Source organism: Paenibacillus sp. PK1-4R (genome assembly GCF_030369595.1).
Lineage (GTDB): Bacteria > Bacillota > Bacilli > Paenibacillales > Paenibacillaceae > Paenibacillus.
This window is the reverse complement of the sequence record NZ_CP126535.1, coordinates 1,431,812-1,453,263: the sequence shown is the minus strand read 5'-3', so window position 1 is coordinate 1,453,263 and position 21,452 is coordinate 1,431,812. Positions and strand designations below refer to the sequence as shown.

At 46.6% G+C, this 21,452-nt stretch carries 21 protein-coding genes; 11 read left to right on the top strand and 10 right to left on the bottom strand.

Translation table 11 applies throughout. The features are described from left to right. Positions 1 to 11 precede the first annotated feature (11 nt). The 5 genes from QNO02_RS06000 to queF all read left to right on the top strand — a co-directional run bounded on the left by QNO02_RS06000 (position 12) and on the right by queF (position 3,677). Complete coding sequence (locus tag QNO02_RS06000; RefSeq protein WP_036668803.1) at positions 12 to 716, top strand: AIM24 family protein; 705 nt, start codon at positions 12 to 14, stop codon at positions 714 to 716. Positions 717 to 1,102: 386 nt separating this feature from the next. Beyond that, complete coding sequence (gene queC, locus QNO02_RS05995) at positions 1,103 to 1,783, top strand: 7-cyano-7-deazaguanine synthase QueC (protein WP_289392694.1); 681 nt, start codon at positions 1,103 to 1,105, stop codon at positions 1,781 to 1,783. Then, a complete protein-coding gene (queD, locus tag QNO02_RS05990; protein WP_036611465.1) occupies positions 1,780 to 2,271 on the top strand; it encodes a 6-carboxytetrahydropterin synthase QueD in 492 nt (163 codons plus the stop codon). The genes queC and queD overlap by 4 nt, the downstream gene beginning before the upstream one ends. After that, the gene (gene queE / locus QNO02_RS05985) at positions 2,264 to 3,037 is read left to right on the top strand and encodes a 7-carboxy-7-deazaguanine synthase QueE (RefSeq protein WP_289391430.1); all 774 of its coding nucleotides are present in this window, start codon (positions 2,264 to 2,266) and stop codon (positions 3,035 to 3,037) included. The genes queD and queE overlap by 8 nt, the downstream gene beginning before the upstream one ends. Positions 3,038 to 3,185: 148 nt before the next feature. Then, the gene (gene queF / locus QNO02_RS05980) at positions 3,186 to 3,677 is read left to right on the top strand and encodes a preQ(1) synthase (protein WP_076209554.1); all 492 of its coding nucleotides are present in this window, start codon (positions 3,186 to 3,188) and stop codon (positions 3,675 to 3,677) included. A gap of 128 nt (positions 3,678 to 3,805) precedes the next feature. Here the strand turns inward: queF and QNO02_RS05975 are convergent, their stop codons facing one another. Continuing rightward, on the bottom strand, positions 3,806 to 4,018 hold the full coding sequence (locus QNO02_RS05975; RefSeq protein ID WP_289391429.1) for a hypothetical protein: 213 nt from the start codon (positions 4,016 to 4,018) through the stop codon (positions 3,806 to 3,808). Between the two features lie 253 nt (positions 4,019 to 4,271). On the opposite strand from QNO02_RS05975, the gene QNO02_RS05970 reads away from it, so the two are divergent. Further along, complete coding sequence (locus QNO02_RS05970) at positions 4,272 to 5,546, top strand: MFS transporter (protein WP_076319042.1); 1,275 nt, start codon at positions 4,272 to 4,274, stop codon at positions 5,544 to 5,546. 421 nt (positions 5,547 to 5,967) lie between these two features. Here QNO02_RS05970 and QNO02_RS05965 read toward each other — a convergent pair whose 3' ends face one another. From QNO02_RS05965 to abnA, 8 genes are all read right to left on the bottom strand, one after another. Next, positions 5,968 to 6,456 carry a prolyl-tRNA synthetase associated domain-containing protein gene (locus QNO02_RS05965; RefSeq protein ID WP_289391428.1) on the bottom strand — a complete coding sequence of 163 codons (489 nt, stop codon included), beginning with the start codon at positions 6,454 to 6,456 and terminating at the stop codon, positions 5,968 to 5,970. A gap of 58 nt (positions 6,457 to 6,514) precedes the next feature. Beyond that, a complete protein-coding gene (locus tag QNO02_RS05960) occupies positions 6,515 to 7,360 on the bottom strand; it encodes an EcsC family protein (protein ID WP_289391427.1) in 846 nt (281 codons plus the stop codon). Positions 7,361 to 7,555: 195 nt separating this feature from the next. Further along, positions 7,556 to 8,536 (bottom strand): glycoside hydrolase family 43 protein, encoded by a 981-nt coding sequence (locus QNO02_RS05955; protein WP_289391426.1) that lies wholly within the window; start codon positions 8,534 to 8,536, stop codon positions 7,556 to 7,558. 695 nt (positions 8,537 to 9,231) lie between these two features. Next, the gene (locus QNO02_RS05950; protein ID WP_289392693.1) at positions 9,232 to 10,653 is read right to left on the bottom strand and encodes an arabinan endo-1,5-alpha-L-arabinosidase; all 1,422 of its coding nucleotides are present in this window, start codon (positions 10,651 to 10,653) and stop codon (positions 9,232 to 9,234) included. 56 nt (positions 10,654 to 10,709) lie between these two features. Further along, on the bottom strand, positions 10,710 to 11,552 hold the full coding sequence (locus QNO02_RS05945) for a carbohydrate ABC transporter permease (RefSeq protein ID WP_036611483.1): 843 nt from the start codon (positions 11,550 to 11,552) through the stop codon (positions 10,710 to 10,712). Between the two features lie 26 nt (positions 11,553 to 11,578). Next, positions 11,579 to 12,469 (bottom strand): carbohydrate ABC transporter permease, encoded by an 891-nt coding sequence (locus QNO02_RS05940; RefSeq protein ID WP_036611613.1) that lies wholly within the window; start codon positions 12,467 to 12,469, stop codon positions 11,579 to 11,581. A gap of 157 nt (positions 12,470 to 12,626) precedes the next feature. Continuing rightward, a complete protein-coding gene (locus tag QNO02_RS05935; protein ID WP_091033985.1) occupies positions 12,627 to 13,967 on the bottom strand; it encodes an ABC transporter substrate-binding protein in 1,341 nt (446 codons plus the stop codon). A 132-nt stretch (positions 13,968 to 14,099) separates the two neighbouring features. Then, entirely contained in the window at positions 14,100 to 15,011 is a 912-nt protein-coding gene (gene abnA, locus QNO02_RS05930) for an arabinan endo-1,5-alpha-L-arabinosidase AbnA (protein ID WP_289392692.1), read from the bottom strand. Between the two features lie 397 nt (positions 15,012 to 15,408). Here abnA and QNO02_RS05925 point away from each other — a divergent pair, with 397 nt between their 5' ends. The 4 genes from QNO02_RS05925 (at position 15,409) to QNO02_RS05910 (ending at position 18,692) form a co-directional block, all read left to right on the top strand. Next, positions 15,409 to 16,326 (top strand): ArsR/SmtB family transcription factor, encoded by a 918-nt coding sequence (locus tag QNO02_RS05925; protein WP_091033990.1) that lies wholly within the window; start codon positions 15,409 to 15,411, stop codon positions 16,324 to 16,326. A gap of 274 nt (positions 16,327 to 16,600) precedes the next feature. Next, complete coding sequence (locus QNO02_RS05920) at positions 16,601 to 17,518, top strand: helix-turn-helix transcriptional regulator (protein WP_289391425.1); 918 nt, start codon at positions 16,601 to 16,603, stop codon at positions 17,516 to 17,518. A gap of 83 nt (positions 17,519 to 17,601) precedes the next feature. Continuing rightward, positions 17,602 to 18,111 carry a DinB family protein gene (locus tag QNO02_RS05915; protein WP_289391424.1) on the top strand — a complete coding sequence of 170 codons (510 nt, stop codon included), beginning with the start codon at positions 17,602 to 17,604 and terminating at the stop codon, positions 18,109 to 18,111. Between the two features lie 11 nt (positions 18,112 to 18,122). Beyond that, complete coding sequence (locus QNO02_RS05910) at positions 18,123 to 18,692, top strand: YdeI/OmpD-associated family protein (RefSeq protein ID WP_289391423.1); 570 nt, start codon at positions 18,123 to 18,125, stop codon at positions 18,690 to 18,692. A gap of 63 nt (positions 18,693 to 18,755) precedes the next feature. On the opposite strand, the gene QNO02_RS05905 is transcribed toward QNO02_RS05910, so the two are convergent. Continuing rightward, the gene (locus QNO02_RS05905; RefSeq protein ID WP_502921856.1) at positions 18,756 to 19,625 is read right to left on the bottom strand and encodes a helix-turn-helix domain-containing protein; all 870 of its coding nucleotides are present in this window, start codon (positions 19,623 to 19,625) and stop codon (positions 18,756 to 18,758) included. A 166-nt stretch (positions 19,626 to 19,791) separates the two neighbouring features. Here QNO02_RS05905 and QNO02_RS05900 point away from each other — a divergent pair, with 166 nt between their 5' ends. Continuing rightward, a complete protein-coding gene (locus QNO02_RS05900; protein WP_289392691.1) occupies positions 19,792 to 21,306 on the top strand; it encodes a glycoside hydrolase family 43 protein in 1,515 nt (504 codons plus the stop codon). Positions 21,307 to 21,452: the final 146 nt, after the last annotated feature.

The window sequence follows — 21,452 nt, the reverse complement described above, 5'->3', positions numbered from 1 at the left end:
GGAGCAACTGCATGAACATACACCTGAACAATGCTGAAGCAGGCGGAGCAGGACAAGTCGTCACATTTTCACTCATTAAAGATGACCGCCTTCATATTTTGCATCCGCAGCAAATTGTGGCCTTCCGCGGTCCAAGTGGGAGTCGCAATGATAAATTCATGAATATCACGGGCATATATCGCAAAAAAAAGCTGATTAAATCCGAAATCACCGGACCTTGCCAATTTGTGGCTGCCCTGCCTCCCGGATTCACGATGAAGGAAGTGGAGCTCACGGAGGACAGTGATCTGCTCTATGACTTCCGCCACCTGTTCTTCTACTCTGATGGTGTAACCATGCATACCAAAATTCAGAAAATCAAAAACATGCTGATCACCCGTGATGCAGTGAAAATGAAATTTTCCGGCAAAGGCAAAATCGGATTGCTTACTCAAGGCCAGGTCTGCCAACAGGAACTTCACCCAACAGCGCCGCTCTATGTGGATGCTGGCAGCATTATTGCCTATCCCGAAAATGCACATCTGGAACTCACCGTATATGGTAACAACCTTGCCAGTCAGCATATGAATTATCATTGGAAGATGACAGGACATGGATCTGTACTCTTTCAGGCTGGACGTGAGAATCACCGCTTGGAACAGGATCTTAACGATGAGGGACTGTTCAAACGAATTTTGAAAGAAGTGATTCCTTTTGGCAATGTATTGATCAAATAAACTGATCAAATAAGCTGTTAGTTGATGGAGCCGACCGATTAGCTGCCACTATGCTCCAGTGGGGTGGTCACCACGCGGTTTCATGTTATAATGGTTCAGACAATTGAAGAAGAAAATCCATGCCTGTGGCATGGGAGAGGTTCGCGAACTCCCTCTATAAGACTTGAACATCTGATGGTCAGTATAAGTCTTGCGTACACATTGCGGTCACCATGCAATCATGTACGTAAAAAACTAAGGACACTTACTCTTACCTGCTTTTTTGAAGCGGTTATCGAGAAGGTGTGTTTTTTGATGGATGCCAGTTCATGAACTTCTCTGTTCTTCCGACACTCTATGCCTATGTGCATGGTTTGATCTCAAGAAGATAGAGAGGTTTTTTTATGTTGAACGAAGAAAAAGCAGTCGTTGTATTCAGCGGTGGTCAGGATAGTACCACGTGTCTGTTCTGGGCCAAACAGCAGTTTGCCGAAGTCGAGGTTGTTACGTTTGATTACGGTCAGCGCCACAAGTTGGAGATTGAATGTGCAGCCGAGATCGCTCGTGATCTGGGGGTACAGCAAACGGTACTAGATATGAGTCTGTTAAATCAGCTTGCCCCCAATGCGCTTACTCGCACGGATGTGGAGATTACACATGAACAAGGCGAACTGCCGAGCACATTTGTAGATGGACGAAATCTGCTGTTCCTCAGTTTTGCGGCCATTATGGCAAAGCAAAAAGGAGCACGTCACCTGGTTACAGGTGTATGCGAGACGGATTTCAGCGGATACCCGGATTGCCGGGATTCATTTGTAAAATCGATGAATGTGACGCTTAACCTGTCGATGGACTATCCTTTTGTCATTCATACCCCACTCATGTGGCTGGACAAAGCCCAGACGTGGAAGATGGCCGATGATCTCGGTGCCTTTGATTATATCCGCGAGCGTACCCTAACCTGTTATAACGGCGTGATCGGCGATGGATGCGGAGAATGCCCTGCCTGCAAACTGCGCAAAGCCGGACTGGATCGTTATGTACAGCAACGTGCTGCTGCTGAATCGGCGGGAGTGGATGTACGATGAGAGAACCTGGAACATTCCGTATTGTAGAGCATCTGCAACGCATCGGAGAAGATATTCTACCCACCCAGCTGCGCTATCACCGCAAACGTGTGCTTGTAAGCAAAGAATTCACCTTTGACGCAGCACATCACCTGCATTGTTATGAAGGCAAGTGCAAAAACCTGCACGGTCATACGTATAAAGTTATTTTTGGCATCAGCGGTTATCCGGGTGAAACCGGGCTGACAGTTGATTTTGGACATATCAAAGATATATGGAAAACTCAGATTGAGGGCTATCTGGATCATCAGTACCTCAACGAGACACTTCCTTTAATGAATACAACAGCTGAAAATATGGTCGTTTGGCTGTTCGAACAGATGGAACATGCGCTCCAGACGGAGCCCTATGCCGGGCTGACCGATGGTGGGCGGACGGAGTTTGTCCGACTCTTCGAGACACCCACCAGTTACGCGGAAGCGAGACGGGAGTGGATGATTGATGAGTAGTATTGTAGAACAGAGACAGTCGCGCGAACGCAACCAAGAGGCGCGTATCCCTGTGATGGAGATTTTTGGTCCGACGGTTCAAGGCGAAGGCATGGTCATCGGGCAAAAAACGATGTTTGTTCGCACCGCGGGCTGCGATTATCGCTGCTCTTGGTGCGACTCGGCCTTTACCTGGGACGGCAGTGGCAAGGACCAGATTCGGATGATTACGCCAGAGGATGTATGGGAAGAATTGCGCCGCGTTGGCGGCACGCGTTTCTCCCATGTCACCATCTCTGGCGGTAATCCCGCCCTGCTCGCTTCGCTGGGCGGGTTGGTTGCCCTGCTGCGGGAGAACGGCATCCGCACTGCGGTGGAGACGCAGGGCTCCCGCTGGCAGCCTTGGCTGGCGGACATTGACGAAGTCACTGTCTCGCCCAAGCCACCCAGCTCCGGCATGGACACCGATTGGGCCGTGCTGGATGATCTGATCGAACGGCTGGCCGCTGGCTCGGTAGAAAGAAGCTATAGTCTGAAGATCGTGATCTTCGATGAGACAGACTTGGACTATGCCCGCCGTGTGCATGCGCGGTATCCGGGCACGGATTTATTTTTACAAACCGGGAACCCGGATGTGACTTCCGCCGATACGCCAGATCTGGCGTCCTCATTGCTTGCTCGTTATGAGTGGCTGATCGACCAAGTCAGTGCCTCCGATGACCTGAACAACGTTCGTGTGCTACCACAGCTTCATACGTTGGTATGGGGCAACAAACGCGGCGTCTGATGGGCAGTGTGGGTGGAATGGGCGGCATGATGTAAGGATGAGGGCGAAAGGTCCTCAGACAATGAAGAGAATTAAACAGGCAAATGGCCTATTCATATATACCGCGAGGCTTTGGGCTTTGGCGGAAACAAGGAGCGTTTAATAACCGATGAGACAACCTGATGAGATGCAAGATGTGACGTTGCTGGGCAACCAGAACGTTAAATATACGTTTGAATATGATCCGGGCATCCTGGAGAGCTTTGATAACAAACATCCGTACCGCGATTATTTTGTAAAATTCAACTGCCCAGAGTTCACCAGCCTGTGCCCGATTACGGGTCAGCCGGACTTTGCGACGATCTATATCAGTTACATTCCTGATATCAAAATGGTCGAGAGTAAATCACTTAAGCTGTACCTGTTCAGCTTCCGCAACCATGGTGATTTTCACGAGGATTGTGTGAATATCATCATGAACGACCTGATCAAGCTGATGGACCCGCGCTACATTGAAGTATGGGGCAAATTCACACCGCGCGGCGGCATTTCCATTGACCCGTATACGAACTATGGTAAGCCAGGAACGAAGTACGAGCAGATGGCCGAGCACCGCATGATGAATCATGATATGTATCCGGAGACGATTGATAATCGTTAATGGATTCCGAAAATAAAAGCAAAAGCCGAACTCTTCCATCTGAAGAAGTTCGGCTTTTGTTTTTTTACAGTTTATACGATTTTTATACGAAGTTCAGCTTTCTTCTAAATCCTCGATTCAACTGACGTTCAAGTGGCTTGATCGTCCTTTAGTTCTCTGACTTTTTTGACGTAATGTCTCAACATCAAAACACCAATCGATTGAAAAATGATAAAGATGACGATAGCAGCAGATAGAGATTTCGGTGCAACATAGATAGCCTGAAACGTTATGACAGCCATATATAAAATGGTCATTACCAGCTCGCGTTTGGCGGATTCATAAGGTGATAAGGATTTCATATCCATCCCTCCTCTATCCTTTTTACACACAAATATGGATTTTCTTACATTAGATGCTAAAGTAATACGTTTCTTTTGTAAATGTAATGCTATAAATAAACACCTCAGAAATAGAGTTGAATTCATCAACGTTTTCCTTTGTTCCCCTTGTCGGTCCAATCAATCTATCCTATTATGTAACAATATGCTTACACGCATAGAATACAACATCAGGCGCTGATCCCTCGTGACCGCGACCAAAGGAGAATTGTACATGTCTACACAAACCTCATTAACAAAGGACGCCACAGCGCGTTCGAAAAACCCACCCGGATTGGATGCCCAAAGCACCGTATACCGGATACTCATTGCAATCAGTCTGGTTCATCTGTTCAATGATTCAATCCAGTCGGTCATTCCCGCCATTTTTCCGATTCTGAAAGACTCTATGCATCTCACGTATACTCAAATCGGATGGATCTCATTTGCTATCAACTTTACCGCTTCCATTATGCAGCCTGTCGTAGGCTGGTTTGCTGATAAAAAACCGACACCATCCATCCTGCCCATTGGCATGGGTTTTACATTTACCGGCATGTTGCTGTTGGCCTTCGCTGACAGTTATATGGCTGTCCTGATCTCCGTTATCTTTGTGGGTCTGGGTTCCGCCGCTTTCCATCCGGAAGGTTCGCGTGTATCACACATGGCTGCCGGGCAACGCCGTGGACTGGCACAGTCCATCTTCCAGGTTGGTGGTAACGCTGGGCAATCCCTTGCCCCATTGCTCACACGCTGGATCTTTATCCCGTTTGGACTGTTCGGTGCCATTGGATTTACAGGCATTGCTGCCATGGGAATTGCAGTTCAGATCTACATCGCCCGTTGGTATGGACGTATGCTGCAATCGGGAGGATATCTGCGTAGACAGGCTGCTGCTCGTCGTGCACCCAATCCTGCTTTGCGCAAAAAGATTACTGCCGCCATTACGTTATTAATCTTGCTTGTCTTTGTTCGTTCCTGGTATATCGCTTCCATCGGCAGCTTCTATGCATTTAATCTGAAAGATACTTTTGGATTGTCCACAGAGGACGCACAGATCTATATCTTCTTGTTCCTGGCTGCTGGAGCACTTGGTACGTTCTTCGGAGGCCCACTGGCAGATCGATTCGGCAAACGTAACCTGATCTTCCTGTCCATGGCTGGAGCTGCTCCACTGGCTCTGTTGCTGCCCTATGCGAATCTGTTCTGGACAGGTGTACTGCTTACCATTATTGGTTTTATTATGTTATCCAGCTTCTCGGTTACGGTTGTGTACGCACAAATGCTGATTCCAGGCAAAATCGGAACAGTTTCCGGTCTAATTACTGGTCTGGCATTTGGTATGGGAGGCCTGGGTGCACTCGTGCTGGGCAATTGGATTGATGTTTTCGGTGTATCACCCGTAATGCAGATGTGCAGCTTCCTGCCCCTGCTCGGGATCTTCACGTTCTTGCTTCCATCCGATAAATTGCTGAATATCTGGGCCAAAGAAAACGGTAGTGAAGAGTAAAAAATACATCAACAGGTGTCCACTTTTTATTCTATATTAGATCCAATCCTTACGTGGCAGCATCGCCCTTATAAGACGTTATCTTGCGCTAACGAACCTTACAGCACTTATTTGAACGAATACTTCCGGTTTCCCAATCTAAAGAATCTGAGCAACGCTATTCCCGAGAAAAAGGCCGAAAACCTTGGAATGTGTGTGTGAAATGCAGAAATAACGTGTCTGAGATTCTTTAGAAACTGGATTTAGGGAAATTTCTCCTAATAGCGTCTACTGAGTTCGTTAGATTTCACTTTAGTCACCTACATTTTCAGCCTAAATAAACTGTTTGAACCATAACAAAAAGGTTCCCGCCAACTCTGTATCCACAGACTGGCAGGAACCCTTTTTATATTTGTTTTTCTCGTATTTAGCTTCAACCGTTTTATTCCACGTCACACATGACAACACTGCTACCCTGAGCTATAATCAGTTCCTTCACATCTTGAAATCCAAGGAATACCGTTGCTGTATTTTCCATCGGATGAATTCCGATTTTCTGACCGACTAGATCCTTGTCAAAAACTACCGTCACGTTTTTCTGTATATTATTGAAAACCCCCATTGGATTTACATGGCCCTTTTCCAATCCGAGGAATTCCAACAAATCCTTTTCACTGGCAAAACTTAATTTGCGGCTAGGTATCTTTTCGCTTAAACTTCTCAAATCAACGGACTTCGTCCCAGCAATCGTCACCAGATAATAATTGCGCTTCTTGTCATCACGCAGAAACAGATTTTTAACGATACGTTCTGTATGCGGAATCTGATAAGAGAATATTTCCTCCATCGTGTATACTGCGGGATGTTCAATACTTTCGTAAACGATATTATTGCGATCTAAAAGATCATAGAAACCCTGTTTGTTTAACATAACAAATTCATCTCTTTCAATATAAATATTCTTTTATAATACTACTTATTCTGTAACCTTATTTCAAACGCTGAAGGATCAGCCGTTTTTTGTACAGCATTTTACCTGCTTCGGCTACATCTCGAATTGTATTTTTGTTGCTCACTGAACCAAAGACCATGCCGGCAATAGGCACGAGTTGGAACAGTTTCTTCCAACCAAAGGATTCACTGTAGGAGTTAAAAACTTCCCGCCAGCCCTGCATCTGCGATACCACTTCAATGGGCTTGTCCGGATCGTCGTATGCTGCCAGTTCTTCAATAATCGCTTTCTTGCCTACAATATCAGCGGAAGAGAATTGCAGACATTTGACAATAAATATACGTTCCAGCGGTTCATCGGGATCATAGCCGTAACATAGTGCCATCTCCTGCAGCACCTTCAGAGAAAGCCCCATTACCATCGGAATATCTGCTGCAATGGTTACAATGCCACCAAAACCTGTAGCTGCTCCCTGAGCCGCGGCAAACTTCGTTCGACTCTCGGTAATGTTATCGGCCACCTGATCAAGCACTTGAAGTGGCAGATTCTCTACACTATGAATCTTGGCTGTGCCCTCAGCTTCAGCATCCTGTTCCAGACGATAGGTCGTATCTATCATGGAATAACCGGACCTCTCGGCTTCCTCTTGCAGCAGTTTGGCTACTTTTTTCTTTTGTACGAGGAACTTGCCTCCATTCTGCACATACTGACCCACATCGTTCAGGGAATCTCCGATCTTCTGTTTCAGTGCTTTAGGCATCACTTTATCCAACATCGCAAAGGGCAAACGCCCGATTTTATCCCAAATAAATAAGTCTTTCTGTTGTTTCTCCCATTTCAAAATCTGTTCAAGTTCGTGGTCCAATGTTTCACGTGAATCCATATGTGGTCCTCCTAATAGGTTGTGTATCGTAATCCGTATCCTTCTCATACGCAGAAATTATCGTTGTGGTTGCTTTGTTTTGTGTCCAGGACACATATGTTCAGACCACTCTATCTTATCGTTCACATACAGAAGAGCCCTTAATCAGCATCACTCGCTAACTAAGGGCTCTCGGATATAAGGTTTCATTACATCTTATTTCGCTTCCGCTGCTGCTCTGCCATCCGGTGCCGGAACACCGAAATCAGGTGTGCCATCTTCACGCCAATGAATTACTTGAGCACGGGCATGGCGGTTCGGATCATACAAGGGATCACCCTCGATGTCTTTGTAATTACGCGCATGATAAATCAGAATATCGGTCTTGCCATCCGGTGACACCGTAAAGCTGTTATGGCCCGGACCGTATTGGCCGTTCGCTTCACAAGTCTGGAATACCGGCTCGGGTGATTTCACCCAGCTGGCCGGATCAAGCAAGTCGGCATTTTCATCTGCGGTGAGCAGACCCATACAATAATTGTAATCGGTCGCGCTTGCCGAGTAGCCGATAAATAACCGTCCATTCCGATGCATCACAGCTGCTCCTTCATTAACTTTAAAGCCGATGATTTCCCAATCATACTCCGGTGTAGAGATCATGACCTGTTCGCCGCGTAGCGTCCACGGGTTTTCCATTTCGGAAATGTACAGGTTCGAGTTGCCCACAATATCAGGATCTTTCTGTGCCCAGACCAGATAGCGGATACCCTTATGTTCAAAGGTCGTTGCATCCAGTGCGAATGATTCCCACCGGGTGTAAATCTGCCCTTTCTCTACCCACTCTCCTTCGAGTGGATTCGCGGAATCGTTCTCTAGAACATACATCCGATGATCGAACAGTCCTTCGTTGGTCTCACTGGTGTGAGCCGCAGCGTAATGTATGTACCATTTGCCATCGATAAAATGAATCTCCGGTGCCCAGATGTTGGCACTCATTGGCCCTGTGTCACGCTTGGTCCAAGCTGTTACTGGCTTGGCATCTCTTAACTCTTCCAAAGTCTCTGCTCGCCGGATCTCAATCCGATCAAAGGCTGGTACAGAAGCGGAGAAGTAATAGTAACCATCTGTATGACGGTACACCCAAGGATCAGCGCGCTGCTCCAGGATGGGATTAGTAAATTTAATGGAATCAGTCATGGGAATGCTCCCCTTTCAAATGTTGTTTGGCTCGAAGTTTGGAGATGTAACCCAAGTGCGCAAAATACGAAAACCTTTTTGGGGTGGTGCACAGCGGACGTTCGGGGGTGGTAGGGCCTTGGTGCTCTCTTGTCCTCCGATTTCTTTTGCCCACCGCTCTTGGCGGTTGAAATCGGATGCCAAACTCGCTCCTGCGGCTCCTTCCTCCCCCTTACTGCTTGTGCACCCTCGGAGCGGCAGCTCGCTCTCACCGCGCTCGCTGGGTTACAACCTCACTTCGAGCCTTTTTGGTGGCTCGGTCTTATGGGATTGACCGCTTCGCTTGGTCAACTCTCCCCATGTAATGCAGGGCTAGCCGCAGAGCTATTGGCCAGCTTTGCCATGCACAGCAGACGTTCGGTGGCGGTAGGACCTTGGTGCTCTCTTGTCCTCCGATTTCTTTTTATCACCGCTCTCTGCGGTTGAAATCGGATGCCAAACTCGCTCCTGCGGCTCCTTCCTCCCCCTCTCTGCTTGTGCACCCTTAGAGCGGTAGCTCACTTTTTTCGCGCTCGTTGGGTTACAGCCTCACTTCGAGCCTTGAATGTAGCTCGGTAAATATAGTGTGGACCGCTTTGCCCTGAGCCGACTCTCCCAACCAAGTGCACGGCTGGCCTATAATCTTGTGGCCAGCTGTGCAACCTCTGGGTCGACCCTTACTCCTCCGCTGCGCTGATCTGCTTGCCCCAGACCGCCACGCCGTGGTCATCGAGCCCTGTCACCACCAGCGCAGGTTGGCTTCGCTCCCAGTCCCAGGACGGGAGCAGCTTCAGCTCTTCCGTGGAAGCTCCGCCCCATGGGCTTTCTTTCCACTTTAGTGTCAGTGTTTGTTTGTCATCAAACGTCCAGGTTCCTGAACCTTTTTCGCTTTGGATTTTTCCTTTGTCCGTTAGGGTATAAGGCACGGCTTGAATCTGCCCGTCCACGGACGGATCAATTGCCATGCCTTCCCACTCCCCGGCAATCATGGACTTCGGAACATCCTGTGCTGTTTCACCAGCGTAACGTTCAGGTGAAACCACAGGCCAGCCATCCTTCGTCCATAACATTTTGCGTACATGCAGATATGGCCAGTTTTTATCCGTCTCACCCCGCGCATGATGCACGATGTAATAATCGTCTCCGTCCTTCAACACGGAGTTATGTCCAGGCGCAACCCAGCCCTCGCCTTCTGTGAAGCGATAACCGCCGAGAATTTTGGTGCCGATCTCATATTGCGGCAGATGATCCGTATCCAGCATGTTATTGCCGTTTATGTCCGTGTATGGTCCTGTGATTGAATCAGCACGCGCAACCCGCACGTTATAATCTTCGAACAAGGAATCATATGAGACGAACAGATAATACTTTTTGAACTCCGGGTTATACACAATGTAAGGACCTTCCACTGCGCCCTCTTCAGTTGCACGATCCCGTGCAGCAATGCGAGTACCATAGCCCTCGTCCTTGAATTTCCCGGTGTCGGGATCAAGTGGCGCAATGTAGATGCCGTCAAAGAATGAACCATATACCATCCACGAATTGCCCTCAGCATCCACAATCGGATTGGCATCAATGGCATTTAATTTGTCTTGTTCATTCGCAGAAGTTTTCACAACCAGTCCTTCATCTGTCCAAGGACCTTCGGGAGATGAGGATGTCTGAAGACCAATAGCCGACTGGGTACTGCCAAAAGAAGAAGCCGAATAATACATCCGATAGGTATCACCAGCCTGAATCACATCCGGTGCCCACAGATTGACCGCACCTGTCCAGTCCAGCGCTTCTTGCGGAATCCCGGGCAGAGCCTGACCTACCCATGTCCAGTGGATCAGATCATCCGATTTGCGTACCATGACGCCGGGTTTCGCTTCTCCTGCTACACGAACGTCTGTGGAATAGACGTAGTATCCCTGATCTGTTTTGATAATGGCTGGATCATGCGCATTGTTCACCGTCCAGCGTGATTCATCGTCCAAAATGGAAGTGTCATACAACTGAGTATCTTGAGGAGCTTCAGGGAAGAGCGGACGGGACACCGTTTCTCCTGCTCCTTCTCCAGAACAACCTGTAGCTCCAACAACTAACAATAACAACATGGAAGCAACCACTCCTTTTCCTGAATTCGACCACCGTCGGAATTTCTTCCGCTGGTTCATCCCTTCACTCCTGAAATAGCAACCGACTCAATAATCTGTTTCTGGAAGATCAGGAAGATGATTAATACAGGTAACAGAGCCACAATCGACGCCGCCATAATAAGTGGGTAATCGGTTTGAATTGCATACGTGGCATTAAAGTTTGCTATAACGAGCTGTAACGTCTGCTTCTCCGGTGAATTCAGATAGATAATCGGTGCCAGATAATCATTCCAGATGCCCATGAACCAGAGAATCAACTGTGCAGCAATCGCCGGTTTGATGAGTGGAAACGTAATACTGGAGTACAGCCGGAAGTAGGAACTTCCATCGATTTTGGCCGCCTCAATAATCGCATCAGGTACACTAAGCAGGTATTGGCGCAGGAAGAAGATCATGATTACGTTACCGAACAGGCCAGGAACAATCAGTGGTAACAGCGTATCCACCCAGCCCAGCTTCGCAAACATGATGAATTGCGGGATCATGACTGTTGGATAAGGAATCATCATGGATGCCAGCAACGCGAGAAACAGTTTATTTTTGTGTGGGAATCTTAATTTGGCAAAGGCAAAGGCCGCGATACTGGACGTAAACGTACCCACCACCGTTACACTCACCGCAACGATGAGGCTGTTTTTGATCCCGCTGAGCAGCGGACCTGCTTCCCAGATTTCTTTATACTTTCCAAATTGGAATACTTCAGGTATCCATACAGGCGGAAGCGCGAACACATCTTGCTTCTCCTTCAATGACGTGGACAACATCCAGATCAGTGGTGCAATCATTGCAATTGCCCCAATCGCAAGTACGATAAAAATGATCGAGTTTGTTAATTTCCTCTTTTGACTGTAAGACATCTCCGGTTCACTCCTTTCCTTGACAATCAATCCCCATCATAGGCTGATTTTTCGTTCATTTTGAATTGCACCAGGGTAATGACAAAAATGAAAATACCAAGAATCATGGCCATCGCTGAGGCATAACCCATCTGCAAGTTACTGAAGGCTTTCTGCCAGATGTAGAAGACGATTGATGCCGAAGAATATTCAGGACCACCAGTAGGTGTCATAATGTTCATTTCGGTGAAGATCTGGGAACCGCCAATGATATTTGTAACAATAAGGAAAAAGGTAACTGGCTTCACCATAGGCCAGGTGATGTTACGGAAGATTTGGAACCCATTCGCTCCATCCAGCTCAGCCGCTTCGTAGTATGTACGTGATACACTTTGCAGTGCCGCCAAGTACAATAACATCGTGTATCCGAGACCTTTCCACACCGTCATAATAATCAGAGCGGGTTTGACCGTGTCTTTGTTCGCGAGCCAGTTAGGACCCTTAATCCCAAACAGATCAAGGAACTGGTTCACTAGACCATAATCCCCGTTGTACGCCCAGTTCCACATAATGGACACCGCAGCGAGGGAAGAAATGACCGGAATGTAATAGATCACACGGAATGTCGTTGTGCCGGGAATTTTACGATTCAGACCCATCGCCAGCAACAATGCGAGCAACAATCCAATCGGAATACCAAGCATCAGGAAAAATGTATTAAACATCGCTTTGTAGAAGAGGTCATCCGTGAGCAAATCCTTGAAGTTGGCCAAACCGATAAAGTTCATCTGTCCCAGTCCGTCCCAATCCGTAAAGGAACCATAAAGGGAGTAGAGGAACGGGAACATGACAAAGATCAGCAATCCAAGAATCGGAGGTAAAATAAACAGATATCCGTACAGCATCTCTTTGCGATACAAACTCGATTTCGTAATCACGGCGTTCACCCCTGTTTCTAGTATCAGCATGTGGCATTCTTCGATTGAACCTTGCCGATCAACGAATGCCACATGCCCGTATGGAATCCAATAAGTTCCAATACGAATGATGCCAGCAGCATGATTGCAGGCTGCCGGCATCACCCTTTCCTATCTACTATTTCTGAGATTTCTTTTCTTGTTCAACCGCTTTGTCGAGCAGTTTTTGCATTTTCGGTTGTTGCTGCTTCACATAGTCTGCGGCTGTAATCTTGCCATCCAATACCGGCTGGATGTCCGTGAAGAACAGGTCATACCATTCCGCATTGTACGTGTAGTTACCTGGCAGAGCCCGGCCGTAATCCTCAACGATATCAATGAATTCCTGTTTGTTGGCTGGTTTCGTGGATGTATCTTTGGCCCACTCGTCTGCCATATCAAGCAAGTTCGGAATCTGTACCTTGGCATCTACCAGTTGCTGCATGCCTTCCTTCGAAGCCGTAAGGTAGTTCACCAATGCTGCTGCTTCTTCTGGATGTTTTGTCTTCGCCGATACTCCGATTCCCAGAGATCCGATCCACGTTGCCGACTTGCCAGTAGATCCCGCAGGGAATGGCAGCAAATCATAATCGAAAGGTAATTTCTCAAATGTACTCATATCCCATGGCCCTACAGGGAAGAAAGCCATTTCACCTTTCATCCAGCGTTGATACGTATCCAATGTTTGCGCTTCCTCAATGGAAGGTGTGATTTTGTATTTGTTTTGCATATCCGCGAAGAATTGCAGTGCTTCCGCGAATTTTGGATCATCAATCGTTACCTTAGTTTTGGTCTCATCCAACCAATCCCCACCGTTGCTCCATACAAAGGATTGCAGTGCCCACTGTACGTTGAATCCGGTACCGTACACATCCGGTTTACCGTCCCCATTGGTATCTTTGGTCGCTTGCTGGTTCACCTTGATGAACTCTTCCCATGTGTATGGTTTATCCTTGTCAGGGAGTGGGATGCCCTCTTTTTCAAACAACGTTTTGTTGTAGCCCAGTGCAAATGGCCCCAGATCCTTCGGCATACCGTAGATATCGCCCTGTCCTGCCATTTTTCCATCATAACGATACAGGTCCACGCCGTATTTCCAGATATTATCGAGATCCACATCCGGATTGTTTTCAATATACGAAGTGAGGTTCATCAGCACATTGCTGTTCACATACGCTTTCACGTCACCCGGATTGATATAAAATACGTCAGGCAAGCTGTTGCCTGTAATTGCCGCTCTCAGCTTGGTCGCATATTGATCCGCAGCCGTTACGATAATTTTGACTTTCACACCCGGATGATCTTCTTCGAATTTCTTGACCACCGCTTGGTATGCTTTCTGCTCGTCTGTACCGCCGCGGAACATAAATGTTAACTCCTTGTCCCCACTTGCACCGCTGCTTCCTCCGCATCCCGCAAGTACCAGCGCACTTACCAGCATAAGAAGCATAAATGTGACCCAACTCTTTTTCTTTACCATCTGAACCCCTCCTGATCTGGACTTGTAACCGTATTCAATTGGATGAAATAAGATTTCTGTTGTTAAATTTATCAAATCCAGATCACTTTAGTCAACACTTTTATAAAACATTTTATATTTATATAAAACAAATCAGTATTTCGGCCAGCCATTCGAGTCCCAAAGCAAGTCATTAATCAGCAATTTCGGATTGCCATTATCCTCTGCATCATAGGCATGTCTTGCGATGACATTACCGTTGTACACGTCCTGACCACCTGGACCTTTCCATTTCACATTGCCTGTATCCAATATCGTTCCGCCACCATTCAGCATATTAACTCCGTTTTTGTCCACATAAGGGCCTGTTATACTGGTCGAACGTCCATAGACCATTTTGTAGGTACTGTTCACCCCTTGGCAGCAAGAATCAATGGAAGCAAACAGGTAATAATAACCGCCACGATATACAATACTTGGTCCTTCAATAGCCCCTCCGTTATTCGGGCGCGCAGCAATGGAAGTTATACTTCCCGTCGGTTTCATCGTATTTTTGTCCAGCTTGACAATCTTCAGACCGCTCCAGAAAGAACCGAAGGCCAGCCATGGATTGCCTGAAGCATCAATGACCAGATTCGGATCAATGGCATTATAATTATTGGTGGTCGTGGTTTGAAGCACCAATCCTTCGTCCTTCCATTGCCCTGCACCAATACTGTTCGCAGACGCAAGACCAATTGCAGACCGATTGGAGCCAAAGGTAGAGATCGAATAATAGAGCCATACTTTTCCGTTATACTGCTCTACATCCGGTGCCCATACATCCAATCCGCTTTGTCCCGGAACGGCAGAAGCCCACCAGGATGGCTTACTTAAGAAGATTTGTGGAACACGATACCAGGACGATCCATTATCGGATTTCAATACTTGAATGCCCGGGCCGGTTGAAAAGGTGTACCAGGAACTGCCCTCTTTGATAATCGACGGATCATGAACAGCGGTATCTCCGGTCAGATTCCAGAACGCCGCCAAAGCTTTTGACTGACCTGCCAGCAGTAATACCATCACAAGTAATGCCGGTAACGCCAACCGTTTCCACTTAAACCTCTTCACATTGCTTAACTTTTCCAAACCAAACTCCACCTTTCCTGATCAAATGGTTAATTAGGTTCATGAAGTAATGAATCAATTTAGGTATAATAGGATTATAAAAGCGGTTACATTACATTTCAATGGTATATTTCAAATATATGTGAACTGATTAACACTTATTTTAACCGGAATAGTGAATAAAATATAGATTATATTTTCGTATTTGCGCTATACACAAGGGTTTTGACTTCTATTTCTCCACCCTTCCCTTCCATGAGGGAATGATTTATAATTATCTGAAATAAAACATATAAATGTGCAAATGTCTGTGTCGAAGACTTTGTTCAGAACGGGGAAAGGAAATCCACCTATGATTTATATTAAAGATCTGATGTCGGGTGTGAATATCTTCAAAGCGCTCAGTTCGGAAATCCGGATTCAGATCATCGAGCTGCTGGCCAAGAACCAAAGCCTTAATCTCAATGATCTCGCAACCAAGCTGGGACTGAGCAATGGTGCCATCACAATGCATATCAAGAAGCTTGAAGAGAGCGGATTGATCGAGATCAACACCGCCGTTGGCAAACATGGAATTCAGAAGATATGTTATCTCAATGAGGAAAAATTGATGGTTGATCTGCGTTCACAGGAGATTAACAATCGTTATGAGGTGGAAATTCAGGTCGGTCATTACAGCGATTATCAGGCTGCACCTACATGTGGTCTCGCTACCCGGGACAGCATTGTTGGAGAGTTCGACGATCCGCGTTACTTTGCTGATCCACTGCGAATTGATGCGGAGATGATCTGGCTGGCTGAAGGTTATCTGGAATATCGGATTCCCAACTATCTCAAGCCTAATCAGTCGTTTAGCGAAATTCAGTTGTCGATGGAACTGGGATCGGAGGCCCCTGGTTTTTGTGACAATTACCCTTCGGATATTTATTTCTACATTAACGGTATTGAGATTGGCTGCTGGACTAGTCCGGGGGATTTTGGCAATACACGCGGTACCTTCAACCCGGAATGGTGGCCTCCGCACTTGAATCAGTACGGCATGCTGAAGCTGATCCGGATTACACAGGAAGGCAGCTATATCGACGGATGCCGCATCTCGGACGTGACGTTGGACCAGATTGGGCTGGATTACAAAAGCGATATTCACTTCCGCATTGCGGTTACGGACGAACCTTTGAACAAACGGGGCTTAACGATCTTTGGTAAAAACTTTGGTAACTATGGACAGAATCTGCTCGCTCGGGTTCTCTATAACGTGCAAGAAGAGTAGAGCCGGCTCTGACTATTAACTCGATATTAAGCCTCGACCGATTTGCTAACGTAACTGTTCAACACAACAACAGCAACAACAATGTGTCTTCAAAAGGGTGCTATCCAGCACTCTTTTTTCATCTCGCCTAAGAACTTATTCAACCAAGTTGAAACAAACATACTGGATGATGTGACTTCCTATAGACCCTTTGTGATCCTCCATGTTGTTCACCATGTCGTGATATAATAATGGCCTGTAATGACAAAAATGGAATAACGGGCGGGGATACCTTTTGAAATTGGAGCGATTAATCTCAATCATATATAAACTGCTGAACCACGAAGTATTGTCTGCTTCCACCTTGGCGGAAGAGTTTCAGGTGTCCCCAAGAACGATCTATCGGGATATTGATGTAATCTGTGCCGCCGGCTTCCCGGTCGTCTCCCATCAGGGACTCAAAGGCGGCTACGGCATGATGGACGGATACAAGATGGATAAAAGCTTGCTTGGTTCTTATGATGTGGATTCCCTGATCACGGTCCTGAGCAGTCTATCCACAGTATTCGAAGATGCACGTGCACAAGGCACGATTGAACGTCTGCAAACGATTGGACCGGAGCATCAGAACTCAAGTCTGTCTGTGGATCTGGAGACTCGCCGAACAGAACCTGATGCCCTTCCTCATCTGCGTAAAGGTATTACGGATCATCAGGTTGTCCGTTTTGACTACATCAATACCAAGAATGAACATACACCCCGCCATCTGGAACCGGTAAGGCTACAATTCAAATATCGTAATTGGTATGTGTATGGATTTTGCCAGACACGGCAGGATTATCGCGAGTTCCGACTGTCCCGGATGATGAACGTGCAACTGACATCGGAACACTTCCAACCCCACCTTGAGCTTCCCCAAGAGACAGTTGTGTCAGATCCGTCATGGCAAGATCAGGTTAGTGATGTGGTATTTCGGGTGAACCCGGAAGCGCTCGCGGAAGCCATGGATCATTTTCAACAGGCAGATAAGCAATTTCACGAGGATGGAAGTATGACGATGCGGATCCAGGTTCATCAACCGTTACAAGCCAGATGGCTCTGGTCGTTTCTGCTTAGTTTGGGAAGTGGTGCTGAGGTGCTCGAACCGATTGAATTACGAGGCATCCTGGAAGAACAGCTTCGAAACACACTTAAGTTCTATGAAGAAGTATGACACGCTGTTGTCATACTTCTTTTTTTATAATCATCTCAGTAAGTTAACCCAATCTATCGCCAAATTAAAGGAGACGATTATCAATGAATCATCCAGAGCAAATGTATAATTACCACACATGGGCCACTCAAACGATCCTGGGCAGAATCAAGGAACTGCCCTCTTCTGCACTGAGTCAGGAAGTGAACAGTTCATTTCCAACCATTGCTCACGCACTCAGCCATATCTATACAGTGGATAAGATGTGGTATCTGGTGTTAACTGGCACCGGTATGCCCGAGGCACTGCAAGCATGCATATCACTCAATAGTGAAATTCACGGTTCTGTGGATGAGTACATCCAATGTTTTACCGACCTGTCGACACAATACAGTGAGTGGTTACGAGGCCAAGCTGATCTGGAGCAAACCATTCTACTCGATAATCCATTTGCCGGAATTCGCGAAACCAGCTTATCGGAAATCGTATTCCATGTGGTTAACCACGGAACCTATCATCGAGGCAATGTTTCTACTATACTGCGTCAATTGGGGCATGCCTCCATCATGAATGACTATTCACTCTTTTGGTATCAGGAACAGGCTCAAGTATAGTTGACAATCGGATGGAAAATGTACATTGTATCCCCGTAACGTCGAGGGAAGAATTGAGAAATTGGTTGTGGACGCATGGAAAAGTCGAGAAATCTTGCTGGGTAATTATAAGCATGAAACCCGTGCCGAATACCCTGCTGTATTTGGACGTGGTTGAGGAGGCGCTGTGCTTTGGCTGGATCGATGGAGTCAAAAAGAAAATATCCGAGACTCAATTAGCACAGAGATTATCGCCTAGAAGTAAACGTAGCTCATGGACTGAATTGAACAAGGAACGTGTTCGTCGTCTTGAACAGTTGGGCTTCATGCATGACGAAGGTAGACAGGTTCTTCCTGTTATGGACCCGAATGCTTTCATTATGGATGGTGTGATCGAACAAAGGCTGAAAGAAGACCATCAGGTTTATGCAAATTTCATGGCCTTTCCTACCCTATATCAAAACGTTCGAATCGATACGATCCAAAGTGTTAAACATCAGCCAGCATTATTCCAGAGCAGATTGGATAAATTCATAATCAACACAAAGGAAAATAAAATGTACGGTCAGTGGCATGACAACGGACAGCTATTGGACTATTGAATTTTCACTGAGACAGCAGACAGGACCTCCCTATGAGGAGGCCCTGTTTTGGTGTTTCCAATTTCAATGATTCTGCCTGTATGTTTTGGGAGACTTGCCAAAGGCTTTCTTAAACTGGCGAGTGAAATAATTGCTGTCGTTAAATCCACATTCATACGAAATTTCCGTGATGGACAGATTCCCGTTTTTCAACAAATGACATGCCTTCTCCAGACGCAACTTTTGCAGATAAGAGATCGGGGTCAACTGATAATAGGATCGGAAAATACGATTCAGATGCCTTATTGAGATGTTCGACTTCCCCGCAATATCCTCCAACAACAGTGGCTCAAGATAATGATCTTCAATAAATGAAATGGCATTTGCCAGATGCATCAGATTATTACCTTCGATCCCTTTCTCCTGCGTATCATATTGTCTCGACAAATAAACAACCATCTCCGTAAGACGTGAGATCAACATCGTCTGATACCCTTGCTGTTTACTCTGATACTCCTCAATCATGAACGATATCAGCGATTCTACATATTCCAGACTGGAAATGGATAACGCCAATTTACTCGGAAAAGAGTGAATATTACGATAAAACGGTTCCAAAACAAACAGCGCCTGGAAGCCGTTAGATTTTCTCAGATCGGGCCCAGCCGAAGCAAGCATTTCAGGACTGAACATAATGTTACAGATCCTAAAATCATGAGGGTCTTTATACGCGTGATGGGTGTCGCCATTAATCACAAATACGTTCCCTTTTTTAATAAAAAATTCCTCGGTGTTCACCACATGGGTTGCATGACCACTCAGAACAATGACAAGTTCCGTAAAGTCCACATGATTATGAAGCTCCATGTCTTGGTCGTGTCCACCATACTGAATGAAAAATGGAAATTGCTGATCCGAAGTAAACCATCTCAAATATGCATTACTCAAAAGCATTCCCCTCCGCAAACCATGTTGGGTTGAATGTCTATATCATGCTATTCGAGGACCGAAAAATCAAGGTTGGAAATGATTGAAGACGATATAATTCCCCTTGAAGCAACGATACCTCTCATACGTTCAGGTTATTTTAAACTCTCAAAAAGAATAGGAGCATAACATGATGAAATATACCAATCCGGTGATTCCGGGGTTTTATCCAGATCCAAGTATCTGCCGTGTAGATGAAGACTATTATCTGGTAACCAGTACCTTTGAATATTTCCCTGGTGTGCCCATCTTCCACAGCAAAGACCTTGTGAACTGGCGACAGATCGGCCATGTCCTCACAACGACTGAGCAACTCCCTCTAGCGAACGCGGGCAGCTCTGGCGGCATTTTTGCCCCAACTCTTCGGTACCATGATGACTGGTTCTATATGACAACAACCAATGTCAGCGGCGGCGGAAATTTCTATGTACGTAGTGCCCAGCCCGAGGGACCATGGTCTGCTCCGATTTTTGTTGATCAGGGCGGCATTGATCCCTCTTTTCTCTTCGATGAAGATGGACATGTGTATTTTCAAACGGCCTGTAACGGCGATGAAGGTGAGGGCATCTATCAATGCGAGATAGACATCACGACCGGAGCCAGACTAACCGATAGCCGATTGATCTGGACTGGAACCGGAGGAGCAGCCCCCGAAGCTCCCCACATGTATAAAATAAACGGCCTCTACTATCTGATGATCGCCGAAGGTGGAACCGAGTATGGTCATATGGAGACCATTGCTCGGAGCACAGAGCCATACGGACCATTTGATCCGTGTCCTCATAATCCAATTCTGTCCAATCGGAGCATGAAATCCAGCATTCATGCAACCGGTCATGCAGACCTTGTCCAGATCCAGGATGGAAGCTGGTGGGCCGTATCTCTTGGCATTCGTCCAGCAGGTTACCCCATGCGGCACCATCTGGGACGTGAAACGTTCCTGGCACCTGTCACTTGGACGGACACCGGTTGGCCAGTGATCGGTGTGGACGGACATATTGAGCAGGAGATGACTGGGCCTTTGTTGACTGAGCACCCTTGGTCGCCCCAGGCTATTCGGGATGATTTTGACGAACCATCATTAGGCATGAACTGGATCTTCTTACGTAATCCAGTTCCGGGTAGTTGGACGCTCACTGAAAATCCCGGGCAACTCATCCTCCGAGGTCATTCGGTTTCACTCGATGATGGACAAAATCCAGCCTTTGTCGGGCGTCGATTGAGCCATTTCTTATGCAATATGGCAACCGAGCTACGTTATGAGCCAAATGCGAGCGGTGAGGAAGCCGGATTAACCTTATTTATGAATGATAAATATCATTACGATTTGGTTGTAACACGGATCGATGGGCAAAAGAAAATCATACTACGGCGAACCGTCGGCTCTCTGCGAACCGAGCAGGTGTTTGACTGTGACACGGGGCCGGTTGTATTTCAAATCAAGGCTGACCGTAATAACTTCACGTTCCTCTACCAGCAAGGTTCATCCGATGCCATCGAAGTGGGTTCAGGGGAAACACATCTGTTATCTACCGAAGTAGCAAGTGGTTTCACAGGTGTGATGATCGCCATGTACGCTTATGCTCCATCGGGGGAGTGTACGCCTGCAAGTTACGATTGGTTTGACTATGAACCTCTGGACGAATAATCGTTTTAACTCCTATATTCAGTAATAGAAAAATATAATATATGATAAGCTAAAATTATCCCCTTAAAGTAGATACTCTTTGAAAAGCCTTGTGTGGTAGCATAAGGAAATGAGTGAACTTTGAGGGGATTTTGCTATAGCTATAT

Coding starts and splice junctions, on each gene's coding strand:
- QNO02_RS06000 (WP_036668803.1), top strand. CDS start 12: ATGAACATACACCTGAACAATGCTGAAGCAGGCGGAGCAGGACAAGTC.
- queD (WP_036611465.1), top strand. CDS start 1,780: ATGAGAGAACCTGGAACATTCCGTATTGTAGAGCATCTGCAACGCATC.
- queE (WP_289391430.1), top strand. CDS start 2,264: ATGAGTAGTATTGTAGAACAGAGACAGTCGCGCGAACGCAACCAAGAG.
- queF (WP_076209554.1), top strand. CDS start 3,186: ATGAGACAACCTGATGAGATGCAAGATGTGACGTTGCTGGGCAACCAG.
- QNO02_RS05975 (WP_289391429.1), bottom strand. CDS start 4,018: ATGAAATCCTTATCACCTTATGAATCCGCCAAACGCGAGCTGGTAATG.
- QNO02_RS05970 (WP_076319042.1), top strand. CDS start 4,272: ATGTCTACACAAACCTCATTAACAAAGGACGCCACAGCGCGTTCGAAA.
- QNO02_RS05965 (WP_289391428.1), bottom strand. CDS start 6,456: ATGTTAAACAAACAGGGTTTCTATGATCTTTTAGATCGCAATAATATC.
- QNO02_RS05960 (WP_289391427.1), bottom strand. CDS start 7,360: ATGGATTCACGTGAAACATTGGACCACGAACTTGAACAGATTTTGAAA.
- QNO02_RS05955 (WP_289391426.1), bottom strand. CDS start 8,536: ATGACTGATTCCATTAAATTTACTAATCCCATCCTGGAGCAGCGCGCT.
- QNO02_RS05950 (WP_289392693.1), bottom strand. CDS start 10,653: ATGTTGTTATTGTTAGTTGTTGGAGCTACAGGTTGTTCTGGAGAAGGA.
- QNO02_RS05945 (WP_036611483.1), bottom strand. CDS start 11,552: ATGTCTTACAGTCAAAAGAGGAAATTAACAAACTCGATCATTTTTATC.
- QNO02_RS05935 (WP_091033985.1), bottom strand. CDS start 13,967: ATGGTAAAGAAAAAGAGTTGGGTCACATTTATGCTTCTTATGCTGGTA.
- abnA (WP_289392692.1), bottom strand. CDS start 15,011: ATGGTATTACTGCTGGCAGGTCAGTCAAAAGCTTTGGCGGCGTTCTGG.
- QNO02_RS05925 (WP_091033990.1), top strand. CDS start 15,409: ATGATTTATATTAAAGATCTGATGTCGGGTGTGAATATCTTCAAAGCG.
- QNO02_RS05915 (WP_289391424.1), top strand. CDS start 17,602: ATGAATCATCCAGAGCAAATGTATAATTACCACACATGGGCCACTCAA.
- QNO02_RS05910 (WP_289391423.1), top strand. CDS start 18,123: ATGGAAAATGTACATTGTATCCCCGTAACGTCGAGGGAAGAATTGAGA.
- QNO02_RS05905 (WP_502921856.1), bottom strand. CDS start 19,625: ATGCTTTTGAGTAATGCATATTTGAGATGGTTTACTTCGGATCAGCAA.
- QNO02_RS05900 (WP_289392691.1), top strand. CDS start 19,792: ATGAAATATACCAATCCGGTGATTCCGGGGTTTTATCCAGATCCAAGT.